Below are 25,896 nucleotides of genomic sequence, written 5' to 3'. Positions count from 1 at the left end.
ATGAGGGGGGTGAGACAGCGGAGGAAGTGGTGACGATGCGGACCGTTGTCGATCTCACTCGCTGCCAGGGCTACGCCCAGTGCGTGTTCCTCGCGCCGGACGTGTTCGAGCTGCACGGCGAGGAAGGCCTGCTGTATGCCACGGCCGTGCCCGACGATCAGGTAGAACGCGTGCGCCAGGCCGCCGCGGCATGTCCCGTCCAGGCCATCCTCCTCGGTGAAGAGGTGAGTACCGGTGCCCGATGACCTCAAGGACGGCCGTATCGTCATCGTCGGCGCGTCGCTGGCCGGACTGCGGGCCGCGGAGGCTCTGCGTGAGGAAGGCTTCACCGGCTCACTGACCGTAGTCGGCGACGAGCCCCATGCGCCCTACGACCGGCCGCCACTGTCCAAGCAGGTGCTGCTCGGGCAGGCGACGGCGGACACCACCGAGCTGCCGCAGCGCCGCGACCCCGAGGCCGAGTGGCGGCTGGGCGTCCGCGCCACCGGTGTGGACCTGCTGGCCAAACGGGTGCTGCTGGAAGACGGCGAGTCGCTGCCGTACGACCGGCTCCTGATCGCTACCGGCACCCGGGCGCGGCCCTGGCCCAACCCTGGGGAAGCCGCCCTGGACGGGGTGTTCACCCTCCGCACGCGCGAGGACGGGAAGGGGCTGGCCGAGCGGCTGGCCGCCGGGCCGGAGCGGGTACTGGTGATCGGCGCCGGCTTCACCGGCTCGGAGATCGCTTCCGCCTGCCGTGAACTGGAGCTGCAGGTCACAGTCGCCGAACGCGGCCCCGCACCGCTGGTGGGCGCGCTCGGCGGCACGCTGTCGAAGCTCGCGGCCGTCATGCAGCGCAACCACGGCGTGGACCTGCGCACCGGGGTGACGGTCACCGCCCTGAACGGGAACGGCGCCTTCACCGGTGCGCAGCTGTCCGACGGCAGCCGTGTCGAGGCGGACGTGTGCGTCGTGGCGCTCGGGGCGGTCCGCAATGTGGAGTGGCTGGCGGACTCCGGACTGGCGGCGGGCCCGCGCGGGATCGCCTGCGACGCAGGCTGCCGCGCCTTCAACATGTACGGGATCGTCACCGACGACGTCTTCGTGGCCGGCGACGTCTCCCGCTTTCCCCATCCGCTGTTCGGCTACCAGATGCTGTCCCTGGAGCACTGGGGGAACGCGGTGGAGCAGGCCGAGGTGGCGGCGCACAACATGGTCAACCCTGCACCGCTGCAGCGCCCGCACCTGTCCATCCCCGTGTTCTGGTCGACGCAGTTCGGGCTCAACATCAAGTCGGTGGGCGTGCCCACCTACTCCGATCACGTCGTCATCGCGCAGGGTTCCCTGGAGGCGCGCCGGCTCGCCATGGTCTACGGCTACAGGGGCCGGGTCACCGCCGCCGTCACCGTCGACATGGCCAAGTCGCTCAACTACTACCGGCACCTGATCGAAACGGCCGCCCCGTTCCCGCCCCCGCCCGGCGCGGCCGACCGGGCGATCGCGGCCGACGTTCCGATTCCGTCCGACGTACCGGATCCGTCGGTGCTGTCCCACGGCCCGACCGTCGCGCTCACCGGTCACCTTCCCGACCGCCGGCTGACCGTGGTGTAGCCCACGTACCGCTCAACTACGAGGAGCCCTGATGGCCTCCGAGACCTTGCTGGAACGCATCACCGACTATGCCAGCCGCCCCAACCCCTACCCGCTGTACGCCGAACTCCGCGAGGCAGGTCCCGTGGTTCAGCAGGTTGACGGCACCTATCTGACCGGCACCTACCACGAGATCGCCGCCCTGCTCCACGACCCTCGGATGAGTGTCGATCCCCGTACCGGCGGCCGGGAAGCACAGCAACTGCCGTTCCTGCGGCTCGACGATCCTGAACACCACAGACTGCGCACCCTGGCCATGCGGCCCTTCGGCCCGCCACACAGCCCCCGGCGCGTCGACGGCATGCGTGGCGAGATCGACCGGATCACCAAGGAACTGCTGGCGTCCTTCCAGGCGGGCGAGCAGATCGATCTCGTCGACGACTTCGCCTACCCACTTCCCGTCACGGTCATCTGCCGCCTGCTCGGCGTGCCGCGCGAGGACGAGCCGCTGTTCCGGGCCTGGTCCGACGCCCTCGTCGCCGCCGCTGACGTCCGGCCCGGCGCGGACACCACCGAGACGGACAAGGCCGGCGACCAGGCCCGCATGGAGATGGGCGGGTACCTGCTGAACCTGGCCGAACAGCGCCGCGGCAAGCCGACCGACGACATGCTCTCGGCGTTCGTCAACGAGCCGGATCCTGCGCTGCGGCTCACCCAGCAGGAACTCGCCGAGACGGCCGTGCTCCTGCTCATCGCGGGTCATGAGACCACGGTCAACCTGATCACCAATGGGGTGCTCACCTTCCTGCGCCAGCCCGAACATCTGGACCACCTGCGCCGTGAACCCGAGCTGCTGCCACGAGCCGTGGAGGAGCTGCTGCGCTATGAACCCCCGGTCCACATGCGCGAACGCATCCCGCGCGCCGACATGGACATCGCCGGCACCCCCGTCCCCCGAGGGGCGTCCGTCATCCTGGCGCTGGCGTCAGGCAACCGCGACCCCAAGCGGTTCCACGATCCCGACCGGTTCGACCCCACCCGGGCCGACAACCAGCACCTCGGCTTCGGCAGCGGCATCCATATCTGCTACGGCGGACCCCTCGCCCGTCTGGAAGCGCAGGCCGCACTCGGCGCACTGCTCCCCCACCTCGGCACGGCACGCCTCGTGGAGGACCCGCCCCCGTATCGGCAGAACGCCATGCTCCGCGGCCCCCGCCACCTCCCGATCCACCTGTGAGGTCCGGCCGGCAACAAGGGCACCAGAGACTGCGGCACCTGGCACTGCGTTCGCGCGGCCATGTGCCGAGTGCCTTGGCCCTGCGGCCAGCTGAAATGTCGACATGGCACCTGCCCCGAGCGGTCGACGACTCTCTGCCCACGTAATCTCAAGGAAGGGCACCCTATGAAGATCGCAGTCATCGGCGGTACCGGGCTGATCGGATCGCAGGTCGTCACTGATCTGATCGCCGCCGGCCACGAGGCGGTACCCCACTCGAAGTCCACCGGGGTCGACGTCATCAGCGGCCAGGGACTGGATCAGGCGGTGGCGGGAGCCGACGTCGTCGTCAATCTGACGAACTCCCCGACCTTCGACGAAGCCTCCCCGGCCTTCTTCCGGACCTCGATGGACAACCTCCTGGCCGCGGCCCACAAGAGCGGCGTCGGTCACTTCGTCATCCTCTCGATCGTCGGGGCGGACCAGGTGCCGGAGCTGGACTACTACAAGGCGAAGGTGCTCCAGGAGCAGATCCTCGCGGCCGGGCCGGTCCCCTACTCGATCGTCCGGGCGACACAGTTCATGGAGTTCATGGACGCCGTCATGTCCTGGACCGCCGACGGCGAGACTGTCCGGTTGCCCGCCACGCCAATCCAGCCGATCGCCGCCAAGGACGTGGCCAACGCGGTGGCGCAGGTCGCCGCAGGCGCCCCGCTGAACGGCATTCGCAACATCGCCGGCCCCGAGATCTTCCCCCTGGACGAGCTGGGCCGCATCACCCTGTCCCACAAGGGCGACAACCGCGCGGTCGTCACCGACCCCACCGCCGGCATGTTCGCCGCCGTCAAGGGCGACGTCCTCACCGACGAGCACGCCCACCTCGCCCCCACCCGCTACACCGACTGGCTCTCCTGACCCGCTCGCCCCCTCCTGAGGTGCGCAGACCCCGAAGAGCCACCCTGTCGCCCACCTCGCCAACGGCCCGCCTCGCGCGCACAGCGTTGGACGCACCGGCGGTCACGAGCCGGCGAGCGGTTCGGGGATTCACCAGCCGGCAAGTACCGAGGGCAGTGCTGGAGCGCGTGCTCTCCGCCGCGGCCTGGGCGCCGTCCGGGTCAACCTCCAGCCGTGGCGTACTTATGTGCGGCCAGGAGCGCTACAGCGCACTCGGCATTGCCCGTGAGGACTGGGAGGCGCGCCAGCGGGCCGCTTCCGCGAACGGGGACTGTTTCGGCGCGCCCGCCGCCCTGTTCTGCTACATCGACCGCGACATGGGCCGACCCCAATGGTCCGACGTGGGAATGTATCTGCAGACCGTCATGCTGCTACTCCGCTCCGAAGGTCTGCACAGCTGCCCGCAGATGGCGTGGTCGGTGTATCGCGAGACCGTCGCGGAGATCCTGTCACCCCCGGACGAGCTCATTTTCTTCTGTGGCATGTCGATCGGGTTCGAGGACGTCACGGTCGAGTACAGGCATACGGGCCGGCACCGCTCGACGAGACCGTCACATTCGTCGAAGGTGAGGATCAGTACGCTCCGTCCCTCGTCCCGCTGCACTCCCCTTGGCGCCGACGGCAACAGCCGGGTCTGATCGGGCTGCGTTGCGGCAAGGACGAGTCAGGGGGCCGAGCCGTGTCAGGACCACACGGTGAGGCCGCGCGACCTCTTGGCCGAGGACGAGGTACAGCTGTTGCGACGATCTCTCCCCGAATGGGGCCCTGCACGGTACAGCGACCAACTCGCAGTCGTTGTGGGGTTCGCGGGCGCTCAGCATCTACTCGATCAGAGCCGTTTCCTTCGTCAGCGACCTCGCTGGTTCATCGGAGCCGTAGCGCGTGGCCCAGCAGGTGGCGTCCGCAGACGTTGCCTTGTGGGCGCCGGCAGGTGCCGCGGCAACGGCCGGCGACATGGGTGCCGCAACAACGCCGGCAAAGGCCGCCGCCGCGGCGAACGCACCGGCAAGTAGGCGCCGTAAACGCAGAGATCGGGTGATCGCAGGATCCTTCCGAGCATGTGGGAGACGTCGGTGAGCGAGGGCGCTGCTTCACCATGGAAGTGGTCGCAGAGCCGAGCCGGGGGTGGCGGCCGGAAACCCCTGTTCCTGGCAGGTCGTGGTTCCGGCCGTCCGCTGCCGGGCTAGCAGGTGAGATTGGCGCCGGGGTCGACGCCGAGGAGCTGGGAGCAGCGCCGGTAGAGGTTGACGCGGTTTGGCATCTGGGCGGGGTTTGGCCGTCGCACTCACGCCTGCCGTTGATGCTGCGGACGGTCTGGCCGAAGCCGGCCCTGCTGACCATGGCGTTGTGAGGGACGCTCGTGCCTGCTCCGGTCTGGGTGTTCCAACCGCCACGGCGATCGCCATACCGGGGCGCTTCACGACGGTGGAGCTGGAGTGGTTCAGAAGTGTCACCTTTCTGCGAGGGATCTGTACCCCGGCGAACCCTTGATCCGCCGATGCACCCACCATGGCCTGCCGATGCTGAGTCCTCGCTGAAGCGGCTGAACGCCCGCTGAAAGCCGCAGGAAGACAACCGGAGAGCCACCCGACTGCCGCCGGGCGTCAGGGCCATCGCATCGACGACGAGCCCCACGGCGGCGGCCGTGGCCTTGGCGGGAAGGTTCGCCGGGTTGGCGGTGGGAACGGTCACATCGCCGTGTCCTGGCATGCCCTGGAAAAAGTGGGGGCTGCTGTCGATCCGGAGACATCCCGTTCGACGTCATGGTGTGCGGCGCCCAGCCACACGATGCCGGGACCTGAGGAGGAAACACATGGATCAACTGCTGAGAGTCATGAACTTCAACGTCTCGAGTGACGGAATCGGTGCCGGTGAGCACCAGAGTCTCGAGCGACCGTTCGGCCACGACCATCCCGAGAGGTTGTTCGCCTGGGCCGGAGCCACGGCGAGCTGGCCCATGCGCACGGATCCTGGGGGGAACCGGGGCCTCGACGACTACTTCACGCGAGACTTCGCCCGCAACATCGGTGCCGAGATCATGGGCCGCAACAAGTTCGGGCCTCAGCGCGGGCCCTGGCAGGACCACGAGTGGCGCGGCTGGTGGGGGGAAGAGCCTCCGTTCCGCACGCCGGTGTTCGTCATGACCCACCACAAGCGCCCGTCGTTCACGCTCTCCGACACCACGTTCCACTTCGTCGACGGCGACCCGGCCACGGTCCTCGAACAGGCGCGGGAAGCGGCACAGGGCAAGGACGTCCGGCTCGGCGGCGGGGTCACCACCATCCGGCAGTTCCTTGCTGCTGACCTCGTCGACACCATGCATGTGGCGGTCTCGCCGGTGAAGCTCGGGTCCGGACTACCGCTGTGGGACTCCCCCGACGAGCTGCTCGACCGGTTCTGCCTGGAGGTCGTGCCCAGCCGGAGCGGCGTGATGCACCACCTGTTCTGGCGAAGGTGACGCGGGGGCCCACTCGGGTTCAGGCTGCGACTGCAAGGTGGCGTCCGCCCCGGCGGATGCCCTTCTCGATGATGTAGATCGGTGCGCCGTCGGGTTCGTGCGGCCGGGATTGAGTTCAGCGCGGCCAGGGTGTTGGCGGTGCCCTTGTGGCGGTGGTCGACGCCCACAGCCGGTCGTCACCGACGGAGAGTCCGCCGTGGACGTAAGTGACGCCGTGGGTGCGGCGGTAGGTCGCGGGCAGGCGGTCGGGCATGCCCTGCTTCGCCCAGCAGGATCTGGCGGTGGGCCGGATCCCCAGCGGCCCGTACTTGTCGAACACTTGCTCGCGGTACTGCCATGGCGCACGATCTGCTGCAACTTCTGCCCTCCTGATCGGTCAGTCTGGGCGCAGGGACAGGCTCAGCCGACAGAGCCGCCGCGGTCACCCCTGCGGCGAAGGTGGTGCGTATGCGGCGCTGTCGAGGCGGCGACTCAGGCCACAACGTCGTAGCTTCAGATGAGCGAATGGGGTCGCCCATTCAGGTTGTCCCGGTGGGTATGTGGTTCGGCAGACGGGTGCCCCCTGCGGTCAGCTGCTTCCGCAGGACCGCTCACTACCGCCCGCCGCAGGTCCCTCACCGCTCGCGCCCGCGAACGTTCTCCTCGTGCGCGCCCGTCCTGGCCGCCGGATACTCGATGCGGGCTCGATGCCCCCAACCGCAGTCCGGGCGCTGAAGAACAACGACCTTCCTTCCCGGCCCCGATCGATGAGGAGATTGCGTCATGCGCTCCCAGAGGAATCCGCCGACTCCCCTCACGGCGGTGGCGGCCGGCCTGCTGGCCGGGGTGGCGGGGACGGTGTGCCTGGATGCCGTCCATTACCTGAAGTACCGTCGCGCAGGGGGGACGGACAGCCCGCTCGCCTGGGAATTCGCGCCGGTCGAGAGCTGGGAGAAGGCCCCCGCTCCGGGGCAGGTGGCGAAGCGGGTGATCGAGGGCTTCACCCAGCGCCGGCTTCCTGATGGCTCTGCCTGGCTCACCAGCACCGCCGCGCACTGGGCCTACGGATCAGTGGCCGGCGCGGCCTACGGCCTCCTGGCCGGATCACTGCCCAGGCCCTCCCCCGTGTATGGCGTGGCTTTCGGTGCCGCAGTGTTCGCCGGTGACTACGTCACCTTGCCGATCGCAGGGCTCTACAAGCCGATCTGGCAGTACGACGCCGAGATCGTGGCCTGGGATCTGGGCGCGCACGTCGCCTACGGCACCGGTACCGCAATCACCTTCTGGCTGCTCAGCCGACTCGGCATCGGCACCGTCGGCCAGAGACCGTAAGCCGCCTGCCGCCGACGGCCGATGCCCCTGCGCGCCACGGCTCCCTGCTGATGGGTGTGTGGTTTGCTTCTGGACCGCCGCCCGAGCATCGTGAGCCCAGGATCACGCCTGTCGGTGCGGAGCCCCGAAGGTGTTCGGCCAGGCCAGCCCGCCGAGCGCCTGCGCCCGAATCCCCGCCCGGGCCATCCTGGCCCTCGCCTCCCTCCGACAACTGGCCCCGGCGTGGACCGGGCCACCGTCTGCCGGATTCCCGGGCGCGGCCCGCGTCCGGCCGTGCGAGTCTCGTCATAGCGGCATCTTGTTACGAGCGCAGGAAGTGTCGGTCATGGACATGAAACTCGAAGTCGTGGTGGTGCCGGTGTCCGACGTCGACCGGGCCAGGAGCTTTTACACGCGATTGGGCTGGAGGCTGGACGCGGACATCGCCCCTGACGAGAACTTCCGGGTGGTGCAGGTGACGCCGCCGGGCTCGTCGGCGTCGGTCATCTTCGGCACCTCGGTCACGTCCCAGACGCCGGGCTCGGCTCAGGGCATGCACCTGATCGTGGACGACATCAACGCCGCATACGATGAGTTGAAACGGGTCGGCGCCGAGCCGAGCGAGGTGTTCCACGACGCCGGCGGCGTCTTCCACCACGCCGGGACAGAGGCCCGGCTGCCGGGGCCGGATCCGCAGCGCACGAGCTACAGCTCGTTCCTGTCCTTCAGCGACCCGGACGGCAACGGCTGGCTTCTCCAGGAGGTCACGACCCGGCTCCCGGGACGCCTCGATCCCGCGACCACGACGTTCGCCTCGGCCGAGGACTTGGCGAGCGCGCTGCGCCGCGCCGCGGCCGCGCACGGGGAGCATGAGGCAAGCATCGGTGCGGAGGACCCGAACTGGCCGGACTGGTACGCCCAGTACATGGTGAGTGAGCAGGCCGGGACCGAACTGCCGTCGTGACCGCACCGTCCTTGGGCAGTGAATTACCGAGGTGCTCCTGCCGATGGGGGACTCGACCTGGGGCTGATGCGCGTCCTCACCTGCTTCGGTACAGGCTCCCAGCGATGCCCGGCGGCCACAAGCAGCACATTGGCCCTCGTCTGGTAAGGGCGGCCTCAGGGAGACTGCAGGGAGCGCGGACTCCGTACTTGAGGGAGTTGCGTGCAGGTGGCAATGGTCACCTTCGACGGGTTCAACGAACTCGACAGCTGCATAGCTTCCGCGCTGATCAATCGGTGCCGCGGGGACGGCTGGGAGGCTCTTGTCACGACGCCGACGCCGGTCGTCATGTCGATGAACGGCGTCGAGGTGACAGGGCAGCGCCGCGCCGGCTGATCGGCGCCCAGTGCTCCGGCACGCTGGTGCGCGCCCGCCCAGGCCGTCGCACTCTCCTGACGGCCACGTCATCAGCCTCGTCGCGGCGCCTTGAAGGGGGCCGGCGTGAGCCAGCCAGGTTCCGCATACTGGCGAGCTCCGCGATGACGCGAACCGCGAGGTCTTACACAGTGAGGGCGTCAGCCTGGAGCGTCCGGAGCGCTCGCCCTGCTCGTCCGTGCGAGGCGCGCTGACGGAGCCCGGTCGTAGCGTGATGCGAGTTCGTCGAAGTCCTGTCGGAGGTCACTGGCCGCGGTCGTATAGGCATGGGCGCGGCCCTGGGACGGGTACCACGGATCGTTCGTCGGTCTTGGGGTCGCCCCGGGCCCAGGTGACGGGCCGTCCGGCCGGGGTGCACACCAGGTGCAGTTTCAGGCCCCGGTAGAAGCGGGAGTGGGAGCGGCAGTAGCCGTAGTTCGCCCAGCCGGCCAGGTCGGAGCCAGCGGCTGCCGTGCTCCCCCTGTCAAGCATCGGCGGTCGCAGTCGTGAGTCCGCCGCTCGGGTGAGGAGGACACGACCGCAGACCGACGTGTGACGGCGCACTCGCGCGGCAGTGTGGATCACATGCTGAGAGTGAATTCGCTGCCGAACATACCGCGTTGGGCGCAACGTGCCGCTGTGGGCGCAGCATTGAGCAATGTGCCCTCGGGGTTGTGGCGCCTGGCCATCGCAGTGGGCCTTCCGGTCGGGCTGGCCCAGTCCGAGTACGACCGGTTGCATGCCCCTGGCTGGGGATCGTTCTACCTTGTCGTGCTCAGCCTGGTCTCCGAGCTCTTGGCCCTCCTGACCCTCGGGCTCGTGCAGAGCTGGGGCGAGACCTGGCCGCGCTGGATCCCGTATCTGCGCGGGCAACGAGTCCCGGTCGTGCCGGCCACCATCCTGGCGGGTTTCGGCGCGCTGGCGACGTCGGTCTATGGTGTGCTGTTCGTCTACACCTCGCTCAATGCGGACATGGACGCATCCACCTGGGGCACCTGGCTGCTCAACATCGTCTACGCCCCACTGCTGCTATGGGGTCCGCTGCTGGGTGCCGTCACGGTGCACTACTACCGTCGCCGGACCGCGTTCTCGCCCGTACCGGAGTGAGTGCCCGGTGCCATCGTGACGACCGATTTGGATTCGCGCGCACTGGTCCGATCCGCGGATGCGGCGGCCAAAGGAGATCAACAACGAGCACGGCGGACGAGGGGTGTACTTCAAAGACCCTGCTGGTCAGTTGATTGAGCTGATCATCCGCCCGTACCGGTAACCGAGGCAGCGCCTGGCCGGGCACCCCGAACGCGGCGCCCGACCAGGCAGCCGGCTGGCGAGATCTCCTGTTGTCCCAGGACGCCGCGGTCATAGTCCGTGCCGCTCCCATCTCCCGCGCCACCGAAGTGAGGTTGCACGTCGAATATCCGGGACTGGAGTAGGGAGCCAGTCAAGGAGCGTCTGGTGCCGATCTACGGCCGTGCCAGCCAGGTCGCGATCTCGTCCACCACTGCTGGCTTGACGTGTCCCGCTCGTGTGTATTCCGCCGGAGTAGTGGGTCCGCTGCCGGAGAAGAAGAGGTGGTTGGCGTCCTGGTGGCGCGGATCACCGTTTCGGAACGGTCTGCCAGTGCGGCCTGCCAGCGCGTCAGGTCGTCGGCGACGGTGACCTGGTAGTCCGGCCCGCCGTGCAGGAGCAGTATCGGGCAGGCAAGTCCGACTGCCGTGACCACCGGGTCGCAGGCGCGCAGATCGAGCCAGCAGGCGGCGGAGAGCCCGAGCGGCCGCACCGTTCCGCATCGACTGCCCTTGCCGTTTCGTCCGGCACGCCGAGGCCTCGCAGCCGAGGAGACGCAGCACCTCGAGGACGGGTTGGAACACCCAAATGACCCAACGCTCCGAACGCCGGACCATCCAGCGGCGACGGCAGGGAATCACCGGGATGGGCCGTGCAGGCCTAGCCGCCCCACGGGTGGCATTCGGTTCGCCGTGGAGGCCGTGGCCGCGACGGTGGACGCGATCGGCGCGGCAAGGACGGGCATCCGCCTCTCCCAGGGGGCGGCTTCTGGGGCGTCGAGGAGACCGACGCGCTCGCCCTCAACACCGCGCTGCGCGGAAGCCGACCGCCGGCTGGGCCTCGGTGCCGACCTGGTCAGTTTCGGCTGCTGCTTCCTGGCCAACCCCGACCTCGTCGAACGCCTCCGCACCGGGCTGCCGATCGTCCCCGTCGACGAGACCACGTACTACCAGGGCGGCGACACCGGCTACCTCACCTGTCCGGCCTACCAGCACACGGCATGACGCCCGCACGTGCGGGTCTATAGAGACGGCCCGGCCAGCCATGCGCCCCCCACTGCGGACGGCGGAACAAGTCAGCGCCGCGCCCACGCCCTAACCACCCCCGGGACCGCGGCCCTGGGCTCAACGGGGCCGGCGCAAGCCGGATGGAGTACGCAGCAGCGCCGAGTACCGGCCGCGTTCGGCGAGCCGAGCGGGCCCGGGTGAAGATCGTCTCTTCCTACGGGGCTTTCGGGACTGCGCGTCTGCCCGGGGCTCGGCGGCGCACCAGTTCGACGGTCTCCCACGACGCGGTGGCGACGGCCACCAGCGACAACAGCAGGTAGAAGACGAAGAGCTTGTGCAGGTCGTCGAGGAAGTACCAGATCGATGCGGTGGCACTGAACCAGGAGGCGACCAGTGTGCCGGCGCCGTGCTTCTTGCTGAGTGCCCCGCTGACGAGGCAGCAGACGGCGGCCAGTGCGAGCAGAACAGCAATGGCTACGTACGAGTGGGTCCACCCCACGTAGGCGCGCCGCAGTTCGGAGTTGACCGCCACGGCCTCGGCCACCGGCCCCCAGCTCACCGCGCACGACAGGCGTGTCGACCATGGCAGCGTCATCAGACCCAACACACCGGCTGCCATGGCGATCCAGCCGAAGTGAGCGGTGTCCACCAGCCGGCCACGTCCGCACAGCAGCGCAAGCAGGCATCCGAGCAGAGCCAGAGCGCTGTCGGCGGACGGACGCAGTGAGATGCGGAATTTGTCCCGGAGAGCGGTTCGGCCGCCGGGCCGCGTCGCCGGGGGCCCCGGCGTGTCGGCCTGGACCGTCGGCATGGAGGTCTGTGTCAGGGCGTCGGCGAGGGCTGCACGCATCTCCCCGGCATCGACGAACCGTTCTTTCGGGTCTTTGCCGAGGGCGCGCAGGATCACCGCCTCCACCGCCGGTGGTATCTGCGGTCTCAGCCGGGAGACCGGCTCGGGTGCGGCGAACAGGTGCTGATGCATGACGGCGAAGGGCGATTCGCCACGGAACGGGGGCTGCCCGGTCAGCAGTTCGTGCAGCAGACACCCCATCGCGTACAGATCGGCCCGATGGTCGATCTCCGACCCGTTGATCTGCTCAGGGGAAAGGTAGGCGGGAGTGCCGATCGCCGCACCGCTCCCGGTGATGCGGGTGGCGGTTTCGGTGAAAGCCTTGGCGATGCCGAAGTCGAGGACCTTCACGGTGTCGGGCCCGGTGAGCATGATGTTCGAGGGCTTGATGTCCCTGTGCACGATCCCGCACTCGTGGCTGTGCCGCAGCGCGTCCAGCACCGCGCATGCCGCGTTGACGGCGTCGGCGACAGGCAGTGGACCGTCTCGCAGGACCTCGGCGAGGGTGGCGCCTTGCACGTACTCCATGACCAGGTAGGGCCGTGGGCCATCCGGGTGCGGCTCCTCGCCGACGTCATGAATGGTGGCCACCGCTGGATGGTTCAGCGCGGCGACCGCGTGCGCCTCGCGCCGGAAACGGGCTCGCGACTGCGGATCATGGGCCAGCGCCGAGGAGAGCAGCTTCACCGCGACAGTGCGGCGCAGCCGCTGGTCCACCCCGCGATGGACCGTTCCCATGCCACCTTGACCGAGCTTCTCGACCAGCTCGTACCGGCCGCCGAGGATCATGTCCCGCCCCACCCACGCCTCCCGTGAATCAAAAACCCGACGCAGCTTACGGCGCGACCTCGACGGGCCCAACGCCACCGCTGTAGCCCCGCGGGTCGCAGAGCAGGAGCGCGAGCGCACTGGCGAACTCACGTGAGCAGTCGGCCAGGGCCGAGAACCAGCCCGTTGCGAGCCATGGTGAGGAGAACGAGCAGGGCTAGGGCTGCGGTATCCCCGCTGTCCGGCAGGATGGGATTCCTCGGTGCCGACGTAACGAGGGGCCCGGCCTCTTCGGGGGCTTCCTTCAGTGATCGACAGACACAGCCTGTCTTCGGCGAGAGCGTAGTCGTAGGTGTTACCGCCGATGTCGTCGGGCCGGGACCAGACTCTTCCCATCTCTGCCCGCACCCGCAGCCACGTGTGTGCCGTACGAACCCGCGACACCCGCTTCAGCAGCCAGGACGGCGAGTGCCGCTGTGACCTGTGGACTGCCCGACCGAGGCACAGCCGCCCGTGTGTGCATTCCGTCCGTGCTCTGCACCGACGCACCTGCTCGGAGCGGTTGGATGCAAGGGCCTTGAGGAGCGATGGGGGCCGAGGCGCAATGCGCCTCGGACTTGAGCCGGTTCAGTTCTGGGCCGTCGGCCGGACGACGACCTCGTTCACGTCGACGGTCGCCGGCTGCCCGATGGCAAACGCAATGGCTTGGGCGATCGCCTCAGGCGGGATCGCGATCCGCTCCCGCATCTTCGTGATCTCCGCTCGGACCTGTGGATTCGTTGACGCTTCGGCGAAGTCGGAGATGGTGCCGGCCCCGGCGTTGCTGACCAGCACGTCGAGCCGCCGAAGCGCTCGCCGGCCAGTGCGACCAGGGTGTGCAGGTCGTCCCGTCGGGTCACGTCCGTGCGGGTCTGCACGGCCGCACCGCCCGACTTCTCGATCCGCGCCACCAGCTCCGCGAGGCGCTCGGACCGTCGCGCACCCAACACGAGCCGCGCGCCTCGCTCGGCGAGCAGCAGTGCGGTCGCCTCGCCGATGCCGCTGCTGGCTGAGAGCGCTTCGTCTGCCGCAGGGCACATCAGCGCGAAACGGCAGGTAGGCGCCGTGAGCACGGCAAAAGACCAGGCCCCGGCACCCCGGGCACAAGGCCGTGAGCCACTGGCAGTCCCGGCCACGAGGCATTCGAAGGCGTCGATGCCGTCGCCCGCGCCGAATGTGCGTGGCGACGGGATGCGTGCAGGCCTTCGCGCGTGCATGGTGGATTCGTTTGCTGATGGGACCGTGCCTGTGGCCCGGCAGCGGCGCAAGGTTGCGTGCCTCGACGACATACTCCGCGAGGGTGCCGTCGCGCGTCCAGTCCGTGAGGCCGAACACCCGCTGTCGGGGCGTACCCAGGCTGAGCCCGTGACGGAGGCAAATCCGGTGGAGGGGGCCGCCTGGCAAAAGGTGGCCGGAAGACTCGCATCCGATGATCTGCCCGAGATCGCGACCGAGGCGCCTGACCGCCCGCAGCCAGCCCTCCACCTGCTTCGGCCCCGGCTCGGGCAGCAACAGCGCAGTGGCGGTACGGGCCGTGGTGTGCGACTGCACGGATGCGATCATGCCTCGGAGGGACGAGGCTTTTGCTTGTGGCAATGCTGCGCTGCCTGCCCAGTGGCGAGGCGCATTGACGCTCCGCGGTCAGGCCGTGCAGGAGTCCTCAGCATCTCTCAGCCCCAGACCTCACGGAGCTCGTCATGACCGCTCCCTCCGGCTCCATCGTTCTGGAGCCCGCAGCCCAGCAGTTCGCAGATGCCACGTCCCAGCCGCCGTTCTTGTACGAACTGGGGCCCGAGAAGGCCCGCAGGGTGCTGGACGACCTTCAAGCCGAACCGATCGAGAAACTCGATGTCGACTCGGAGTGGATCACCGTGCCTGCCGATGTCGGCGATGTACGTGCCCGCATCGTCCGGCCGCGCGGCGCCGCGCCACCCCTCCCCGTGGTTCTCTATATGCACGGCGGTGGCTGGATTCTGGGCAACGCCGACACCCATGATCGACTGGTGCGCGAGCTCGCGGACGGGGCGCAGGCCGCGGTCGTGTTCGTCGAGTACACCCGCTCTCCCGAGGCGCACTACCCGGTGGCGATCGAGCAGGGCTACGCCACCGCTCAGTGGATCGTCCGAGAAGGCGCTGCCCATGGCCTCGATCCAGACCGCATGGCGGTGGCAGGCGACTCGGTCGGCGGAAACATGACGGCTGCTCTCGCCCTGATGGCCAAGGAGCGCGGCGACGTCCGCTTCGTGCATCAGTCCATGTACTACCCGGTCACCGACGCCGAAATGAACACCCAGTCCTACGCCGATCTCGCCACCGGCTACTTCCTCACCGCCCAGGCCATGGAATGGTTTTGGAACGCCTACATTCCCGACCGCGCGCAGCGCAGCGAGATCACCGCCTCCCCCCTGAAGGCCACCCTCGATCAGCTCGCCGGTCTCCCACCAGCCTTCCTCCTCGTCGACGAGGCAGACGTCCTACGCGACGAGGGCGAGGCATACGCGGCCAAGCTCCGCGCCGCGGGCGTCGACATCACCACCGTCCGTTACGACGGCATCACCCACGACTTCATGATGCTCAACCCTCTCAGCGACACCCATGCCACCCGTGCGGCCGTTGCCCAGGCCGTCTCAGTGCTGCGCGACGCGCTGAGAAGTGGTGTCGCTCCGCCTTGATCTGTCACGTTCCGCGACTCGGTCGGTGCTACACAGGCCGACGGTCGTTCTCCAGGGGCCAACTGCCCACTTTGGGAGGCTCGGCATGGCATCCGATTCCACCTGGCGATCCGCAGCGCGACAGTTGCCGCTCAGGCTCCCCGTCGGCACGTTCTTCCTCAACTCCGCACTGTCGAAGCGCGGCGCGGACCAGGCCACCGCTGAGGGACTGCAGCAGTTCGCCACCACCGCTTACCCCTTCTTGGGCAAGCTCGATGCCCAGCAGTTCGTCAGATTGCTCTCTGCCGGGGAGGCCGCCGTTGCCGCCGCGCTGCTCCTGCCGTTGGTCCCTGCCGCTGTTGCCGGAGCCGCGCTGACCGCGTTCTCTGCCGGCACGCTCGGGCTGTACCTGCGCGCGCCGGGCATGCGCAAGGAGGGCAGCCTGCGACCCACTGAGCCCGGAACCGCGCTGGCCAAGGATGTCTGGCTGCTGGGCATCGGCATCTCCCTCATGGTCGAGGGCGTCAGCGATCACCGTTGGTGATAAGGCGGCTACGGTGTCGGCCAGGGCTCTGACCGCATAAGTCCGCCAGGTTGTTCACGATCGGGTTCGCCCACGAGGCGTAGGTCGGGGTGAAGCGCAGCCCGACCTTGTGCTTATTCGCCCAGCGGCGGAGGGCGGCGCCCTTGTGGGCGGGGACAGGTTGGCACGCGTGGAGGCGAAGGGAGTAAATCCCTGGTCAGGGGCTGACCAGCGGGCGTAACCGGCGCAGGGTGGTGTGCGTTGCGTCCTACTTGGACGAACTTCTTGATCCCACCTTCGGTATGCCGGAGTTGTACGAGCCGCGCCTGCCGCTGTTCACACTCACCGAGGCGCACCAGCTGCTGGACGTCCTGCAGCACTTCGGCACGGCCGATCACGACTGGGGCGCCCAGGCCCGCCACTTCGCCGCCGAATTCACAGCCCGTGTCCCCTTGGGCGACGTCTAGTTGATCGGCTCCCGGGGTTGCTGATCTCTGGTCGTGACATTTGAACTGAGTAGGCTCAGAATCGGCTCGTGAAGTGGATGGACAACGCGCGCAAGAGGCGGCAGGAGGCCGGAGAGCTTCGTGAAAGGGCACTGGCAACCGTTACAGCTAGCACACTCTGCCATGACTCGCGCCCGTTCACACAGGTCAAAGTCATTTGGGGCACCGCGCGCTCCTCGATGGACGCCGCCTACGAGGCCCTCCTGATCGAGGCGTACAACCTTGGCTATGACGCGGTACTGGGCGTTGGCTTCACCTCCCCCGCTCATCCACCGGGCGGTGGCGGTGGGTACAGCAGCGTGAACTTCATCGCCTACGGGACTGGTGTCACGTGGACGAGCGACGGTTCGGCTTGATTGAAGCGACGTCAGGGACCTCGTCACCGCCCAGCCGGCCAGACTCTGATCTACGGCAAGAACTACTACGGCTGCGACTTGGAAAGCCGAATCGGTCCCGCCTCGGCGCCCGAGCACCGCTTCGAGGTCCTCGCGCGTCACCCCGCCCGGCCGGAGAGAAGGTCGTCGCCGAGGCGGAGCTGGCGCAGGAGCTGGGCCACCGGGTGGGCGTCATTCTGCCTGCCTCCTTCGCCGGCACCGCGGTGAAGGCGCACGCCGTGGTGACGGTCCCGTCTTCGATGGGCGCCTACGCGCGCGGGCTGTACGGGTTCCTGCGCGAGCTGGACCAGCGGGGGTGCGACCTCATCGTGGCCTCATTGCCGGTGGAGGAGGGCCTGGGACTGGCGATCGCCAATCGGCTGCGCCGCGCCGCCGGGCCCCGGCCCACCGTGTGACCGGCACCGACGCCGTGCCTTTCCTGCTCCCGGAGACGGGAGCCGGGCGGATGCGTGACGGGTTCGGCCGGGCGCTCACCGCTCTGGCGGTCCGGGCCCAGCTCGTGCCGCCCCTCGTCGGTGACGACCGTTCCCCATCCCCGGCACACCTCGCTGCCCGCAGCCCGCGCCAGGTCGGCGCGGGGGACGGTGCTGGGCGCGTATTCGGCTCCGCGAGCCATCGGGGTGCCCTCCCGTGGATGATCAAGCGGTGAACCCGATGGATTCCTCATCCACGTATACAGGCGTGTCCCGCGGCCGCGGCAAATCACGCTGAGCAGCCACGGCCGGGGCGGTCAGGACGCTGCGGGGACTGTGGCGTCGAGGCCGCGGGCGGCGACGAGTTGTGCGCTGCCGTCGGCCAGGCGGTAGCGCAGGCCCACCACGGCGGCCTGCCCGGCGGCGACCTTGTCGGCCAGGACCCGGGAGCGGTCCAGGAGCAGGTCGGCGGTGTGCCTTATGTGCTCTGCGAGGATCTGATCGGGCTCGACCTGTCCGGCGGCCCGCGCGGCAAGCACGCTGGGGGTCACCCGTTCCACGACGTCCCGGACGTACCCGGCCGGTGTCATGCCGTTCTCCAGGGCGGCGCAGGCGGCACCGACCGCGCCGCACGAGTCGTGGCCGAGGACCACGACCAGCGGGCAGCCCAGCACGTCCACGCCGAACTCGATGCTGCCCAGCACCTCCGGGCCCATGACGTGGCCCGCGGTGCGCACCACGAACAGGTCGCCCAGGCCGCGGTCGAAGATGATCTCGGCGGCCAGCCGGGAGTCGGAGCACCCGAACAGCACGGCGAAGGGCTGCTGGGACGGGGCGGTCTCGGTGCGGCGGACGGCGTCCTGATTGGGGTGCTCAGGGGTACCGGCGACGAAGCGCCGGTTGCCGGCCAGCAGCAGCTCGAAGGCGTCGAAGGGCGTGGGAGTGTGGATGTCGGTCATGGCCGCAGCCTACGAGCCGGACGGTTCGTTGGCAGTGCGTGGATGCTCACAACGGCGATGCGCAGCGCTTTACGGCCTCGCTGAGGGTGTACTGGCTCCCGCCCTGGTCGGACAGTCACACCGACGCCGGCGTGCATGAACGCGCGACGAGGCGGCCGGCGTCGTGGCACGGACGGGCGGTGGTGGTCGCCATCGCGGTGACCACCGTGATCCTCGCGGTGGTGTCCGTCGTGGTGCGTGACCTGCCCAGGTGAGCGTCTATGAGGTGTTCGGGGAACCGATGGTGCGCAGTTGGCGTGCCGCGGCCGGCCGGCCACCGGATGAGCCACAGGATGACCACCCGGACGGGCGGTGCGGTGGGCCCGATTCCCCGGCGGCGCCTGCGCATCCCGCGGGCGGAGGCCGAGCGGCGGCTGCGGGCCGCGCACGACCCGGAGATCGACGCCGCGATGGAGGCGGCGATGGCCGCGGACCCCACCCTCGAGTGGGCTGTCGGACAGGGCATGTTCGTGCTCGGTGCGGACAGCCCGCGGGCGTTCGCCGCCGCCTACCTCGACCACCACCTGCGCGACGGCGTCGCTGAGCGGATCGCCTGCCCGGTGCTGGTCTGCGCCGGGGAGGCGGACGGCTTGTTCCGCGGTCAGCCGGAGAAGCTGCAACGACCACCTGCGGTGCGAGAAGGCACTCCTCACCTTCACCGACGAGGAGGGGGCCAGCGCGCCCTGCCAGTCCGGGGCACAGCGACTTGCCCTCGCACGGATCCACGACTGGCTGGAGGAGGTGCTGGTACGGCGGCCCGCGACGGTGCGGCGGATCGGCTCGGCCCTCGCCATGACCAGAGCGCTGGTGGAGGCGCTCGGCGACGGCACCTGGTCCGCCCGCACCCCCTGCCCCGAGTGGGACGTCGGCGCGACGCTCAATCACCTGGTCGGCGGTATGCGGATCTTCGCGGCGGAACTGACCGGCACCGACCCGGCGGCGAGCACCACGACGACTGGCTCGGCGCGGACCCGGCTGCGGCGTACCGGGCCGCCGCCGAGGCGGACCGTCCGCCCGGCACGCGGCGGCGCCCACGGGCGCCGCGCTCGCCGGGCGGACGGTCCGCCTCGGGTTCGGAGCGCTTCCCGGGCCGATGGCCGCGCTGGTGCACCTCACCGAGGTACTGGTGCACGGCGTGGACCTGGCGATCGCGGTCGGCCGGACCGATCTGGTCGACCAGCGGCTGTGCGAGGACGTGCTCGCGCAGATGCGGCGCCTGGGCATCGAGGCGTTCCGGCGACCGGACATGTTCGGGCCGGAACGGGCGGCCCCGGAGGGCACTGCGGCCCATCTGCGCCTGGCGGCCCTCCTCGGCCGAGCGGTCCAGGGTGTGGGGGCCGCCGCCTGACGTGCGGTCAGTCCTGTGGCGGCACGTCGGGCGACAGCAGGTGACGGGCCAGGACGTCGAGTGCCGCGGTGAGTTCTGCGAGGTGTGCGGGGTCGGGCTCACCACCGAGCGCGGCGACGAGCGCGTCGTGTACGTCGGTGGAGCGGACCTCCGCCACCCGGGCCGAGGGCCGGCCGGCCGGGCGGATCAGGGTGCGCCGCCGGTCGGCCGGGTCCAAGGCGGTGGTCACCGCGCCCGCCTCTTTCAGCCGTGCCACCGCCGTGGAGATCTGACTCTGCGGCAGGCCGGTGCGCGCGGCGATCTCGCCCACGGTGGTGCCTGGATGGAAGGCGATGTCGCCGGCGGCGATCAACACGTTCCGGGCGCTGCCGGGGTAGCGGCGGCTGCCGCCGGGCGGCTCGGGCAGGGCGTCCTCGCCGATCTTCATCAGGGTGCGGCCCAGCAGGAACAGTTCGACTCCATTCACGGACCCGATGTTACATCGAATTAGATGCATCCATATTGATGCATCTAATTCGATGGATTATGGTGGTGTGGATCAGCGGCGGACCGACCGCCGCGGAGGGGGAATTCCGATGTCGACCACCGGCACGCTCGCCGTTCCCGGCGCCGTCCTGCACCACCACATCGAGGGCACCGGCCCGCTGCTGCTGATCTCGCAGAGCGGAGAGGGCGACGCCGACCGCACCGTCGACCTCGTCCCGCTCCTCACCGACACCTACACGGTGCTCACCTACGACCGGCGCGGCCTGTCCCGCAGCCGCCTCGACCCCCCCGAGCGCGGGGCCACCCTCGCCGAGCACGCCGACGACGTCCGCCGGCTGCTGGAGGCCTTCGCCGACGGCCCGGCGCTGATGCTCGGTTGCAGCTTCGGTGCCGTGATCGGCCTGCACGTCGCCGCCCAGCACCCCGGACTGCTGCGCACCCTGATCGCCCACGAGCCGGTCGCGCCCGGACTGCTGGAGCCCGCCGAGGCCACCCGTCACCGGCGCGAACTAGTGGAGCTCCAGGAGCTGTACGAGCGGGACGGCCTCAGCGTGGCGCTGCCCGAGATCGCCCGGGTGCTGGGCATCGACCCGAGCGGCGCGGGCGCCGAACCCGACCTCACCCCGCAGCCGATCGACGCCCGCCGGGCCGCGAACTTCGACCGCTTCATCCGGCACGACTTCACCGCCGTGGTCGAGGACGCCCTCGACCACGACGCCGTCCGCGCCGCCACCACCCGGATCGTGCCCGCCGCCGGCCGCACCACCCCGCCCGACGTCTTCGACCGCCGCTGCGCGCAGGCCCTCGGCGACCTGCGCGGAACCCCCGTCGAGGAACTGCCCGGGGGCCACAACGGCAACACGAGTCACCCGCGGGCGTGGGCCGCTCGGCTGAAGGAGATTTTCGGCCCAGTGCAGTGACAGACAGTCAGACCTCCTCTGGACTGCATGGTGGCCTGATTGTGGCTGAGGGTGACCGAACCGATCCATCCGGCTGCACGGCCGATCTGAAGTTCCCACCGCTGATCTCGTTGGCTACGTCTCGTCGGTGACTGGCTGGTGACTCGGATGCTGGGCCAGCGTCAGCCGCCGTAGCGGGTGGGCGGATCGACCAGCAGGAGGTCGTCACGGCGGTCGGTCAGGTCTACCAGATCGGGGAAGAAGCCGTGCAGAAAGTACAGGGCCAGAGTGGTGCCGGTGGTACTCCCGACAGAAGCGGGGGCGGACGGACGGGACCCCGCCCGCGCGGGCCGGCGGCCCGGACCACCACGCCGGGCACACGCCGGGCTCCCCTGGGCTGACGCCACCGGACGTCAGGGGAGCGCGAGCACCGCGGCGATGGCGGCGCGCAGCTCCTGGTCGTCGAGGACGGCCCGGTAGTCCCGGTGGTTGGACAGCCGCGGGTCGCGGGCCTCGACGAGGCGCAGTGCTCGCCGTGCGGCCGGCGTGACCGTGCCGATGCGCAGGAACCCGCGGAGCGCCTCGGCCAGGTCGCCGTAGCGGTCGTCGTCCCCAGTGAAGCGCACGACGACCTGCTCCAGCACCGACAGGGTGGGCCCCGGGTCGCCGGTGATCCTCCACAGGGCGACCGCCGCCGTCGCCTTCCCGTACTCGGCGTTCTCCATGACCTCACGCACCCGTCCGGCGTGCGCCGCGGCGGCGGGACCGAAGTCGGACAGGAGGAGGACCGGTCCGTACGGCGACGCCTGCTCGTCGTGCACCGCCTCGCCCAGGAGCCGCAGCGCGGTACCGTCGTCACCCCCCGCGATGCGCCACGCGGCCCAGGCGATCCTGTCGTGATTGCCCGGATGGTCGAGGACGACCGCGTCACGCACGGCGGGCGCCGTCGAAGCCGCACCGGGCCCCATCGCCAGCAGCACGTCGACCACCCGGAACGAGTACCGAGTGTCCTTCAGGAGCGGCAGGATGACCGGGAGCACGGACAGCGCGTCCGGCCCCCACTCCTCGGCAACGTGCAGCAAGGTGCCCATGATCTCGCCGTGGTCGCCGTGCCGCTCGTGGTCCTGCCGCACCTCCTCCAGCAGCGCGGGCAGCAGGACGTCCGCGTGCTCGCGCAGCGGCGCCAGGACTTCGTGTATCTCCGGCCGGCGCGGATCGCCCGCCACCCAGCTGCGCCCGAACTGCTCCCGGTACGGCGCCCAGAGCGACTCGACCAGACCGGGGAGGCCACGGGGGTCGCCCAGCCGGACCAGGGCCCAGCGTGCGAAGTCGCCGACGGTCCCCTCGATCCAGGAGATTTCGTCGGTCCCGGGACCGTCGAGGAGTGCCGCCAGGCGGTCGGCGCAGGGACCGGAGTCGGGGGCGAGCATTGCGAGGAGGTGCGCGGCCTTGAGCCGCACGCAGTCGTCGGCACACTCCAGCAGGCGTGCCGCGAGGGGCAGCACCGTCGGTGCCGCGGAACGCCGCAGCACCAGGTGCCGCCACGCCTCGTCCAGGACGACCCGGCGCAGCCCGTCGTCCGCGGTGCGTTCCGCCGCCTCAGCCAGCCGGGACACGAACGACAGGGCGTCCTGGGGGACGTGGTCGAGGAGACCGGACACCCATGCGGCGACGTCGTCCCGGGTGAAGGGGATCTCGACGTCCGGTAGCCACCAGATCCGCTCGAACCGGGGCCGTACGGCCGGATCGGCGAGGACGTCCAGCAGCAGGTCGCCATGCCGGAGTGGGGCGTCGCGGTCGAGGGACGCCCGGGCGATCACGGCCGCCACCTTCATCACCGGCTCGTCGTCGCGCAGCACCCGGCTCAGCACCGCCTCCACCGCGCCGGCGAACCGGTGCCGGCCGCCGGGAGACCTGGTCTCGGGTGCGTCGGCGGTCGTCGCGGCGCGGGTGCCCAGCGCCAGCAGGAGGGGCAGGCGTACGGCCGGGTCCGTCTCGGCGTGCCACCGTTCCAGCAGCGCGTCGTCGTCCGCGATGAGGAGGGCGGCCCGCCGGACGCTCGGCGCGGGGTCCGCGATGAGCGCCGTGATCCTCTCGCCCTGACGCCGCCACTCCTCCCGCCACGCTCCGTGCGTGCCCTGTTCACCGGCCTCGCGCGCCGCACCGTTGAGGGCGCCGAGCAGTTCGACGAGAGTGACTCGTGCGCCGTTGGCGGGGTCGGATGCGAGCGCCGTGAGAAACGGCAGGGCCGCGGCCGCGGCCGACGGCAGCCCGCCTCCCGGGACGAACAGGCAGGCGTACAGCGGGTGGCAGTCCTCCTCCGTCGCCGCCGGGCCTCGCCTGACCAGGCGGCGCAGCGCCCGCGGGACCTCCTTGACCGGATGGTGCTCCGGCACGCCCGTCCGGAACCGGCCCCAGTCCACCGCGTCCACCGCATCGACCGAAGTCCCCGCCACTGCCACCCCGTAAGTCCGTCGTACGTCGACCGACTGACATCCTGGCATCGACCCGACGGAATGACGGCAGGCCCGACGGGCGCAATCGGCGTTCGGCGGCGGCCGACCGCGGTCGTCGGCCGGATTCGACCCCGAGCCAATCCACGGGCCCGGTTCCTTCCGGTCCGCGGGTCCGAGGTTCGGCGGCCCCGGTGTACAGCCCTGGCCTCTACTGCCTCGGGCCCACCTGCGCGTCCGGGCCGGCAGCGTATCCCGTAGCTCCAACCCCATTCAGCTTCTGCAGCGCCCCCGCAGCCGCCGCGCCGCCCTGCACCCGGACACCCGGCCTCGCGGCCCCCCGAACATCATCGACTCAGGGGTGCTGCGGTGGAGGAGTCCAGGAGGGGGATCGGCCGAGGTGGAGCAGGATGCGGGACAGAGGGTCCCGGACGACGGGCTGGCGGAGGGGCATGGCGAACGCGGCTCCCGGTCGTAGGCGGTGAGCGCCGTCCGGGACGGCGAGCGCGATGGGGAGGGCAGCGTCCAGGAGGTCGGGGGCCGGGGTGAAGGGGACACCGAGAGCACGGGCCGCATCCCAGGCGTGCACGACGTAGTCAAGGAAATGGAAGCCGATGGCCCGGACCGCAGGGAAGACGGATCCAGTGCCGAATTCCGGCAGGGTGAAGTCCTGGTCCCCGGAGCGCACTTCGGCAAAGGCCTCGATGACCGCCTCCGCAGCGGTCGTGTACCGCCTGATGGTCCCCGGCCCCGGATGCTCGGCCTTCCACTGCGCGAGGTCGGCGCCTTCCCCTCGTGCCGCTGCCGCGAAACCACGGTGCTGGACCGTCATGTGCTCGACCAGTTCGCCCAGGTTCCACGCCGCGCAAGGGGTGGGGCGCGTGAGGTCGTCCACGGTCGCGTGACGGACCACGGCGACACTGTCGCGTACCGCGCGGGCGTCCAAGGCTCTGACAGAGGTTAAATTAGTAAGCATTCGCTTACGATAAGCAGCTGTTTATGATGTGTCAACGAGTATGGTCTCCTCATGGCTGGGAACACCGGATCGGAAAGACGCCCCGACCTCGCGGCCATGGTCGTTCCGCTGGGTCGCGCGCTGGTGGCCGCGGAACTGCCGGTACTGCGCGAGCACGGGCTGGCGATGTGGGCTTACGGGGTGCTGCTGCGGCTCGACGACGAACCCGTACGCACCCAGGCCGCGTTGGCCCGGGACATCGGTGCCGACAAGACACGGATCATCGGCGTCCTCGACGACTTGGAGGAGCGCGGGCTCATCCATCGACAGCCCGATCCCAGCGACCGACGCGCTCGTCTGCTCTCGCTCACCGCGGACGGCCGCCGGATGCGCGACGCGGTGCAGTCGGCCATCCAGGAGCGGGAAGAGCGGCTGCTGGCGCGGCTTCCGGAGGAGGACCGACGCGGCTTTCTGCGCGCTCTGCAGGCACTGGCCGCCATGCCCCCCGCCGAGATCACCGGAAAGTCCACCTCGCCTTGAGGGCCGGGCATCGGCGTCCGGCGGGCTGACGCCGCGGCACCAGGCCGCCCGTACCTCCTGTCACCAGTGGCGCCGGAAGCCGCTGCTCCAGCGGCTCGTTCTGCACGGCCCAGGGGATCATGCAGAGCCAAGGCTCTGAGCCACCCCAGCAGCCTCGTACAACGCATGCGCCGTCCACAGCACCAGTCGCGATGGCGGGCGGCGATGAGCTGCATGCCTACGGACAACCCGGCCTCGTCCGTGCCCACCGGGACCGTCGCCGCGGGCTGTCGGGTCAGGTTGAACGGGTACGTGAACGGCGTCCAGCCCGTCCAGCGCCGGTGAGGAGAGCCGAACGGCACTCCCCAACCCACCTCGAACGCCGTCTGGGGCAGTGCCGGTGTCACCAGCAGGTCGTAGCGTTCGTGGAAGCCGCCCATGCGGCGGCCGAGGTCCATGCGGACGTCCACCGCGGCCAGATGGTCGAGGACGCTGTAGCGGGCGTCCTGGGCGCAGATCTCGCGCAGGCCGGGGTCCGGGAGCCGGCGGCGGCGCGGGGAGAAGCACGGGGCTGATGGTCGGGGTGTCCTCGCTGCACGGCGCTTCGGGGATGGGCTGCAGAGGGGCGCCGGGGGGAGTGCGGAGCTCCCGACCAGCAGGGACCGGGCAGCGGCGGTCTGGTGGCTGTCTGCCGCAACCGGCAGGGAGCGATGCACCAGGTGGGCGACGACGCTGCCGCGGCGCTTGCCGGCCCGGGTCGAGGTGTTGATGCCGGCCGATTCAGGTCGGCATAGACGTTCTTGGCAGCGGCGCTACTGCGGCTGAGGCCCATACCGCCATGAGGGCCAGGTACTCCAGCTTCATGCCGGCGGGGCGCTCGGACGGCATGTTCATGTACTTGACATTCCGGACCCGTGGACGAGGACCTGGTCGCCTCCCGTGACCGCCTTCCCTC

General features: G+C 70.0%; 22 protein-coding genes and 10 pseudogenes. 22 read left to right on the top strand and 10 right to left on the bottom strand.

Annotated features, from left to right (window positions below; translation table 11 throughout):
* Positions 1-35 precede the first annotated feature (35 nt).
* The 5 genes from ACIGXP_RS14740 to ACIGXP_RS14720 all read left to right on the top strand — a co-directional run bounded on the left by ACIGXP_RS14740 (position 36) and on the right by ACIGXP_RS14720 (position 4,377).
* The gene (locus ACIGXP_RS14740) at positions 36-245 is read left to right on the top strand and encodes a ferredoxin (protein ID WP_399768432.1); all 210 of its coding nucleotides are present in this window, start codon (positions 36-38) and stop codon (positions 243-245) included.
* The gene (locus ACIGXP_RS14735) at positions 235-1,590 is read left to right on the top strand and encodes an NAD(P)/FAD-dependent oxidoreductase (RefSeq protein ID WP_399768224.1); all 1,356 of its coding nucleotides are present in this window, start codon (positions 235-237) and stop codon (positions 1,588-1,590) included. The genes ACIGXP_RS14740 and ACIGXP_RS14735 overlap by 11 nt, the downstream gene beginning before the upstream one ends.
* Before the next feature lie 31 nt (positions 1,591-1,621).
* The gene (locus tag ACIGXP_RS14730; RefSeq protein WP_363220692.1) at positions 1,622-2,806 is read left to right on the top strand and encodes a cytochrome P450; all 1,185 of its coding nucleotides are present in this window, start codon (positions 1,622-1,624) and stop codon (positions 2,804-2,806) included.
* 165 nt (positions 2,807-2,971) lie between these two features.
* Entirely contained in the window at positions 2,972-3,700 is a 729-nt protein-coding gene (locus tag ACIGXP_RS14725; RefSeq protein ID WP_399768220.1) for an SDR family oxidoreductase, read from the top strand.
* Positions 3,701-3,855: 155 nt separating this feature from the next.
* On the top strand, positions 3,856-4,377 hold the full coding sequence (locus ACIGXP_RS14720) for a nitroreductase family protein (protein WP_399768217.1): 522 nt from the start codon (positions 3,856-3,858) through the stop codon (positions 4,375-4,377).
* A gap of 545 nt (positions 4,378-4,922) precedes the next feature.
* On the opposite strand, the pseudogene ACIGXP_RS14715 reads toward ACIGXP_RS14720, so the two are convergent.
* A pseudogene (locus tag ACIGXP_RS14715) lies at positions 4,923-5,125 on the bottom strand (glycoside hydrolase family 19 protein); the annotation flags it as partial.
* Between the two features lie 427 nt (positions 5,126-5,552).
* Here ACIGXP_RS14715 and ACIGXP_RS14710 point away from each other — a divergent pair.
* On the top strand, positions 5,553-6,197 hold the full coding sequence (locus ACIGXP_RS14710; protein WP_399768213.1) for a dihydrofolate reductase family protein: 645 nt from the start codon (positions 5,553-5,555) through the stop codon (positions 6,195-6,197).
* 67 nt (positions 6,198-6,264) lie between these two features.
* Here the strand turns inward: ACIGXP_RS14710 and ACIGXP_RS14705 are convergent.
* A pseudogene (locus tag ACIGXP_RS14705) lies at positions 6,265-6,564 on the bottom strand (IS630 family transposase); the annotation flags it as partial.
* A 395-nt stretch (positions 6,565-6,959) separates the two neighbouring features.
* Between ACIGXP_RS14705 and ACIGXP_RS14700 the strand changes: the two are divergent.
* The 3 genes and pseudogenes from ACIGXP_RS14700 to ACIGXP_RS14690 form a co-directional block, all read left to right on the top strand.
* A complete protein-coding gene (locus tag ACIGXP_RS14700; RefSeq protein ID WP_399768211.1) occupies positions 6,960-7,508 on the top strand; it encodes a hypothetical protein in 549 nt (182 codons plus the stop codon).
* A gap of 325 nt (positions 7,509-7,833) precedes the next feature.
* Positions 7,834-8,451 carry a VOC family protein gene (locus ACIGXP_RS14695; protein WP_399768208.1) on the top strand — a complete coding sequence of 206 codons (618 nt, stop codon included), beginning with the start codon at positions 7,834-7,836 and terminating at the stop codon, positions 8,449-8,451.
* A 201-nt stretch (positions 8,452-8,652) separates the two neighbouring features.
* Positions 8,653-8,814 (top strand): annotated as a pseudogene (locus ACIGXP_RS14690) (AraC family transcriptional regulator); the annotation flags it as partial.
* A gap of 339 nt (positions 8,815-9,153) precedes the next feature.
* Here the strand turns inward: ACIGXP_RS14690 and ACIGXP_RS14685 are convergent.
* Positions 9,154-9,306 (bottom strand): annotated as a pseudogene (locus ACIGXP_RS14685) (IS982 family transposase); the annotation flags it as partial.
* 198 nt (positions 9,307-9,504) lie between these two features.
* On the opposite strand from ACIGXP_RS14685, the gene ACIGXP_RS14680 reads away from it, so the two are divergent.
* The 3 genes and pseudogenes from ACIGXP_RS14680 to ACIGXP_RS14670 all read left to right on the top strand — a co-directional run.
* On the top strand, positions 9,505-9,951 hold the full coding sequence (locus ACIGXP_RS14680) for a hypothetical protein (RefSeq protein ID WP_399768205.1): 447 nt from the start codon (positions 9,505-9,507) through the stop codon (positions 9,949-9,951).
* Between the two features lie 40 nt (positions 9,952-9,991).
* Positions 9,992-10,114, top strand: a pseudogene (locus ACIGXP_RS14675) (VOC family protein); the annotation flags it as partial.
* 691 nt (positions 10,115-10,805) lie between these two features.
* Positions 10,806-11,135 (top strand): annotated as a pseudogene (locus tag ACIGXP_RS14670) (alkene reductase); the annotation flags it as partial.
* A gap of 217 nt (positions 11,136-11,352) precedes the next feature.
* Here the strand turns inward: ACIGXP_RS14670 and ACIGXP_RS14665 are convergent.
* Positions 11,353-12,789, bottom strand: a complete 1,437-nt coding sequence (locus tag ACIGXP_RS14665) for a protein kinase (protein WP_399768202.1) — start codon at positions 12,787-12,789, stop codon at positions 11,353-11,355.
* A 594-nt stretch (positions 12,790-13,383) separates the two neighbouring features.
* Positions 13,384-13,835 (bottom strand): annotated as a pseudogene (locus ACIGXP_RS14660) (SDR family oxidoreductase).
* 657 nt (positions 13,836-14,492) lie between these two features.
* Between ACIGXP_RS14660 and ACIGXP_RS14655 the strand changes: the two are divergent.
* The 5 genes and pseudogenes from ACIGXP_RS14655 to ACIGXP_RS14635 all read left to right on the top strand — a co-directional run.
* On the top strand, positions 14,493-15,467 hold the full coding sequence (locus ACIGXP_RS14655; protein WP_399768199.1) for an alpha/beta hydrolase: 975 nt from the start codon (positions 14,493-14,495) through the stop codon (positions 15,465-15,467).
* An 85-nt stretch (positions 15,468-15,552) separates the two neighbouring features.
* Positions 15,553-15,990: a hypothetical protein gene (locus tag ACIGXP_RS14650; RefSeq protein ID WP_399768197.1), complete on the top strand. Its 438-nt coding sequence runs from the start codon at positions 15,553-15,555 to the stop codon at positions 15,988-15,990.
* 251 nt (positions 15,991-16,241) lie between these two features.
* Positions 16,242-16,436 (top strand): hypothetical protein, encoded by a 195-nt coding sequence (locus tag ACIGXP_RS14645; protein ID WP_399768194.1) that lies wholly within the window; start codon positions 16,242-16,244, stop codon positions 16,434-16,436.
* Positions 16,437-16,504: 68 nt separating this feature from the next.
* The gene (locus tag ACIGXP_RS14640; protein ID WP_399768191.1) at positions 16,505-16,831 is read left to right on the top strand and encodes a hypothetical protein; all 327 of its coding nucleotides are present in this window, start codon (positions 16,505-16,507) and stop codon (positions 16,829-16,831) included.
* Between the two features lie 155 nt (positions 16,832-16,986).
* Positions 16,987-17,265 (top strand): annotated as a pseudogene (locus tag ACIGXP_RS14635) (Sua5 family C-terminal domain-containing protein); the annotation flags it as partial.
* A gap of 335 nt (positions 17,266-17,600) precedes the next feature.
* Here ACIGXP_RS14635 and ACIGXP_RS14630 read toward each other — a convergent pair.
* Positions 17,601-18,242: a carbonic anhydrase gene (locus ACIGXP_RS14630; RefSeq protein WP_399768188.1), complete on the bottom strand. Its 642-nt coding sequence runs from the start codon at positions 18,240-18,242 to the stop codon at positions 17,601-17,603.
* A 38-nt stretch (positions 18,243-18,280) separates the two neighbouring features.
* On the opposite strand from ACIGXP_RS14630, the gene ACIGXP_RS14625 reads away from it, so the two are divergent.
* The 3 genes and pseudogenes from ACIGXP_RS14625 to ACIGXP_RS14615 all read left to right on the top strand — a co-directional run bounded on the left by ACIGXP_RS14625 (position 18,281) and on the right by ACIGXP_RS14615 (position 19,629).
* On the top strand, positions 18,281-18,496 hold the full coding sequence (locus ACIGXP_RS14625; RefSeq protein ID WP_399768186.1) for a hypothetical protein: 216 nt from the start codon (positions 18,281-18,283) through the stop codon (positions 18,494-18,496).
* Between the two features lie 577 nt (positions 18,497-19,073).
* Positions 19,074-19,370: pseudogene (locus ACIGXP_RS14620) on the top strand (maleylpyruvate isomerase N-terminal domain-containing protein); the annotation flags it as partial.
* Between the two features lie 4 nt (positions 19,371-19,374).
* The gene (locus ACIGXP_RS14615) at positions 19,375-19,629 is read left to right on the top strand and encodes a hypothetical protein (protein WP_399768450.1); all 255 of its coding nucleotides are present in this window, start codon (positions 19,375-19,377) and stop codon (positions 19,627-19,629) included.
* A 7-nt stretch (positions 19,630-19,636) separates the two neighbouring features.
* Here the strand turns inward: ACIGXP_RS14615 and ACIGXP_RS14610 are convergent, their stop codons facing one another.
* The gene (locus tag ACIGXP_RS14610) at positions 19,637-20,095 is read right to left on the bottom strand and encodes a MarR family winged helix-turn-helix transcriptional regulator (protein WP_399768184.1); all 459 of its coding nucleotides are present in this window, start codon (positions 20,093-20,095) and stop codon (positions 19,637-19,639) included.
* A gap of 109 nt (positions 20,096-20,204) precedes the next feature.
* Between ACIGXP_RS14610 and ACIGXP_RS14605 the strand changes: the two genes are divergently transcribed.
* On the top strand, positions 20,205-21,035 hold the full coding sequence (locus ACIGXP_RS14605; protein ID WP_399768180.1) for an alpha/beta fold hydrolase: 831 nt from the start codon (positions 20,205-20,207) through the stop codon (positions 21,033-21,035).
* Positions 21,036-21,427: 392 nt separating this feature from the next.
* On the opposite strand, the gene ACIGXP_RS14600 is transcribed toward ACIGXP_RS14605, so the two are convergent.
* The gene (locus ACIGXP_RS14600) at positions 21,428-23,470 is read right to left on the bottom strand and encodes a hypothetical protein (RefSeq protein ID WP_399768179.1); all 2,043 of its coding nucleotides are present in this window, start codon (positions 23,468-23,470) and stop codon (positions 21,428-21,430) included.
* A gap of 352 nt (positions 23,471-23,822) precedes the next feature.
* On the bottom strand, positions 23,823-24,443 hold the full coding sequence (locus tag ACIGXP_RS14595; RefSeq protein ID WP_399768177.1) for a TIGR03086 family metal-binding protein: 621 nt from the start codon (positions 24,441-24,443) through the stop codon (positions 23,823-23,825).
* 51 nt (positions 24,444-24,494) lie between these two features.
* On the opposite strand from ACIGXP_RS14595, the gene ACIGXP_RS14590 reads away from it, so the two are divergent.
* The gene (locus tag ACIGXP_RS14590; RefSeq protein WP_399768174.1) at positions 24,495-24,962 is read left to right on the top strand and encodes a MarR family winged helix-turn-helix transcriptional regulator; all 468 of its coding nucleotides are present in this window, start codon (positions 24,495-24,497) and stop codon (positions 24,960-24,962) included.
* Between the two features lie 117 nt (positions 24,963-25,079).
* Here ACIGXP_RS14590 and ACIGXP_RS14585 read toward each other — a convergent pair.
* Positions 25,080-25,537, bottom strand: a pseudogene (locus ACIGXP_RS14585) (amidase family protein); the annotation flags it as partial.
* Between the last annotated feature and the right edge of the window lie 359 nt (positions 25,538-25,896).

It is taken from the genome of Streptomyces sp. NPDC053069, assembly GCF_044546895.1.
GTDB lineage: Bacteria > Actinomycetota > Actinomycetes > Streptomycetales > Streptomycetaceae > Streptomyces.
This window is presented reverse-complemented; position numbering and strand designations above follow the sequence as displayed.

Excerpts from the sequence above, each read along its gene's own strand:
- ACIGXP_RS14740 (WP_399768432.1), top strand. The coding sequence starts at position 36 with ATGCGGACCGTTGTCGATCTCACTCGCTGCCAGGGCTACGCCCAGTGC.
- ACIGXP_RS14730 (WP_363220692.1), top strand. The coding sequence starts at position 1,622 with ATGGCCTCCGAGACCTTGCTGGAACGCATCACCGACTATGCCAGCCGC.
- ACIGXP_RS14725 (WP_399768220.1), top strand. The coding sequence starts at position 2,972 with ATGAAGATCGCAGTCATCGGCGGTACCGGGCTGATCGGATCGCAGGTC.
- ACIGXP_RS14710 (WP_399768213.1), top strand. The coding sequence starts at position 5,553 with ATGGATCAACTGCTGAGAGTCATGAACTTCAACGTCTCGAGTGACGGA.
- ACIGXP_RS14700 (WP_399768211.1), top strand. The coding sequence starts at position 6,960 with ATGCGCTCCCAGAGGAATCCGCCGACTCCCCTCACGGCGGTGGCGGCC.
- ACIGXP_RS14695 (WP_399768208.1), top strand. The coding sequence starts at position 7,834 with ATGGACATGAAACTCGAAGTCGTGGTGGTGCCGGTGTCCGACGTCGAC.
- ACIGXP_RS14655 (WP_399768199.1), top strand. The coding sequence starts at position 14,493 with ATGACCGCTCCCTCCGGCTCCATCGTTCTGGAGCCCGCAGCCCAGCAG.
- ACIGXP_RS14650 (WP_399768197.1), top strand. The coding sequence starts at position 15,553 with ATGGCATCCGATTCCACCTGGCGATCCGCAGCGCGACAGTTGCCGCTC.
- ACIGXP_RS14630 (WP_399768188.1), bottom strand. The coding sequence starts at position 18,242 with ATGACCGACATCCACACTCCCACGCCCTTCGACGCCTTCGAGCTGCTG.
- ACIGXP_RS14615 (WP_399768450.1), top strand. The coding sequence starts at position 19,375 with ATGGCCGCGCTGGTGCACCTCACCGAGGTACTGGTGCACGGCGTGGAC.
- ACIGXP_RS14605 (WP_399768180.1), top strand. The coding sequence starts at position 20,205 with ATGTCGACCACCGGCACGCTCGCCGTTCCCGGCGCCGTCCTGCACCAC.
- ACIGXP_RS14595 (WP_399768177.1), bottom strand. The coding sequence starts at position 24,443 with ATGCTTACTAATTTAACCTCTGTCAGAGCCTTGGACGCCCGCGCGGTA.
- ACIGXP_RS14590 (WP_399768174.1), top strand. The coding sequence starts at position 24,495 with ATGGCTGGGAACACCGGATCGGAAAGACGCCCCGACCTCGCGGCCATG.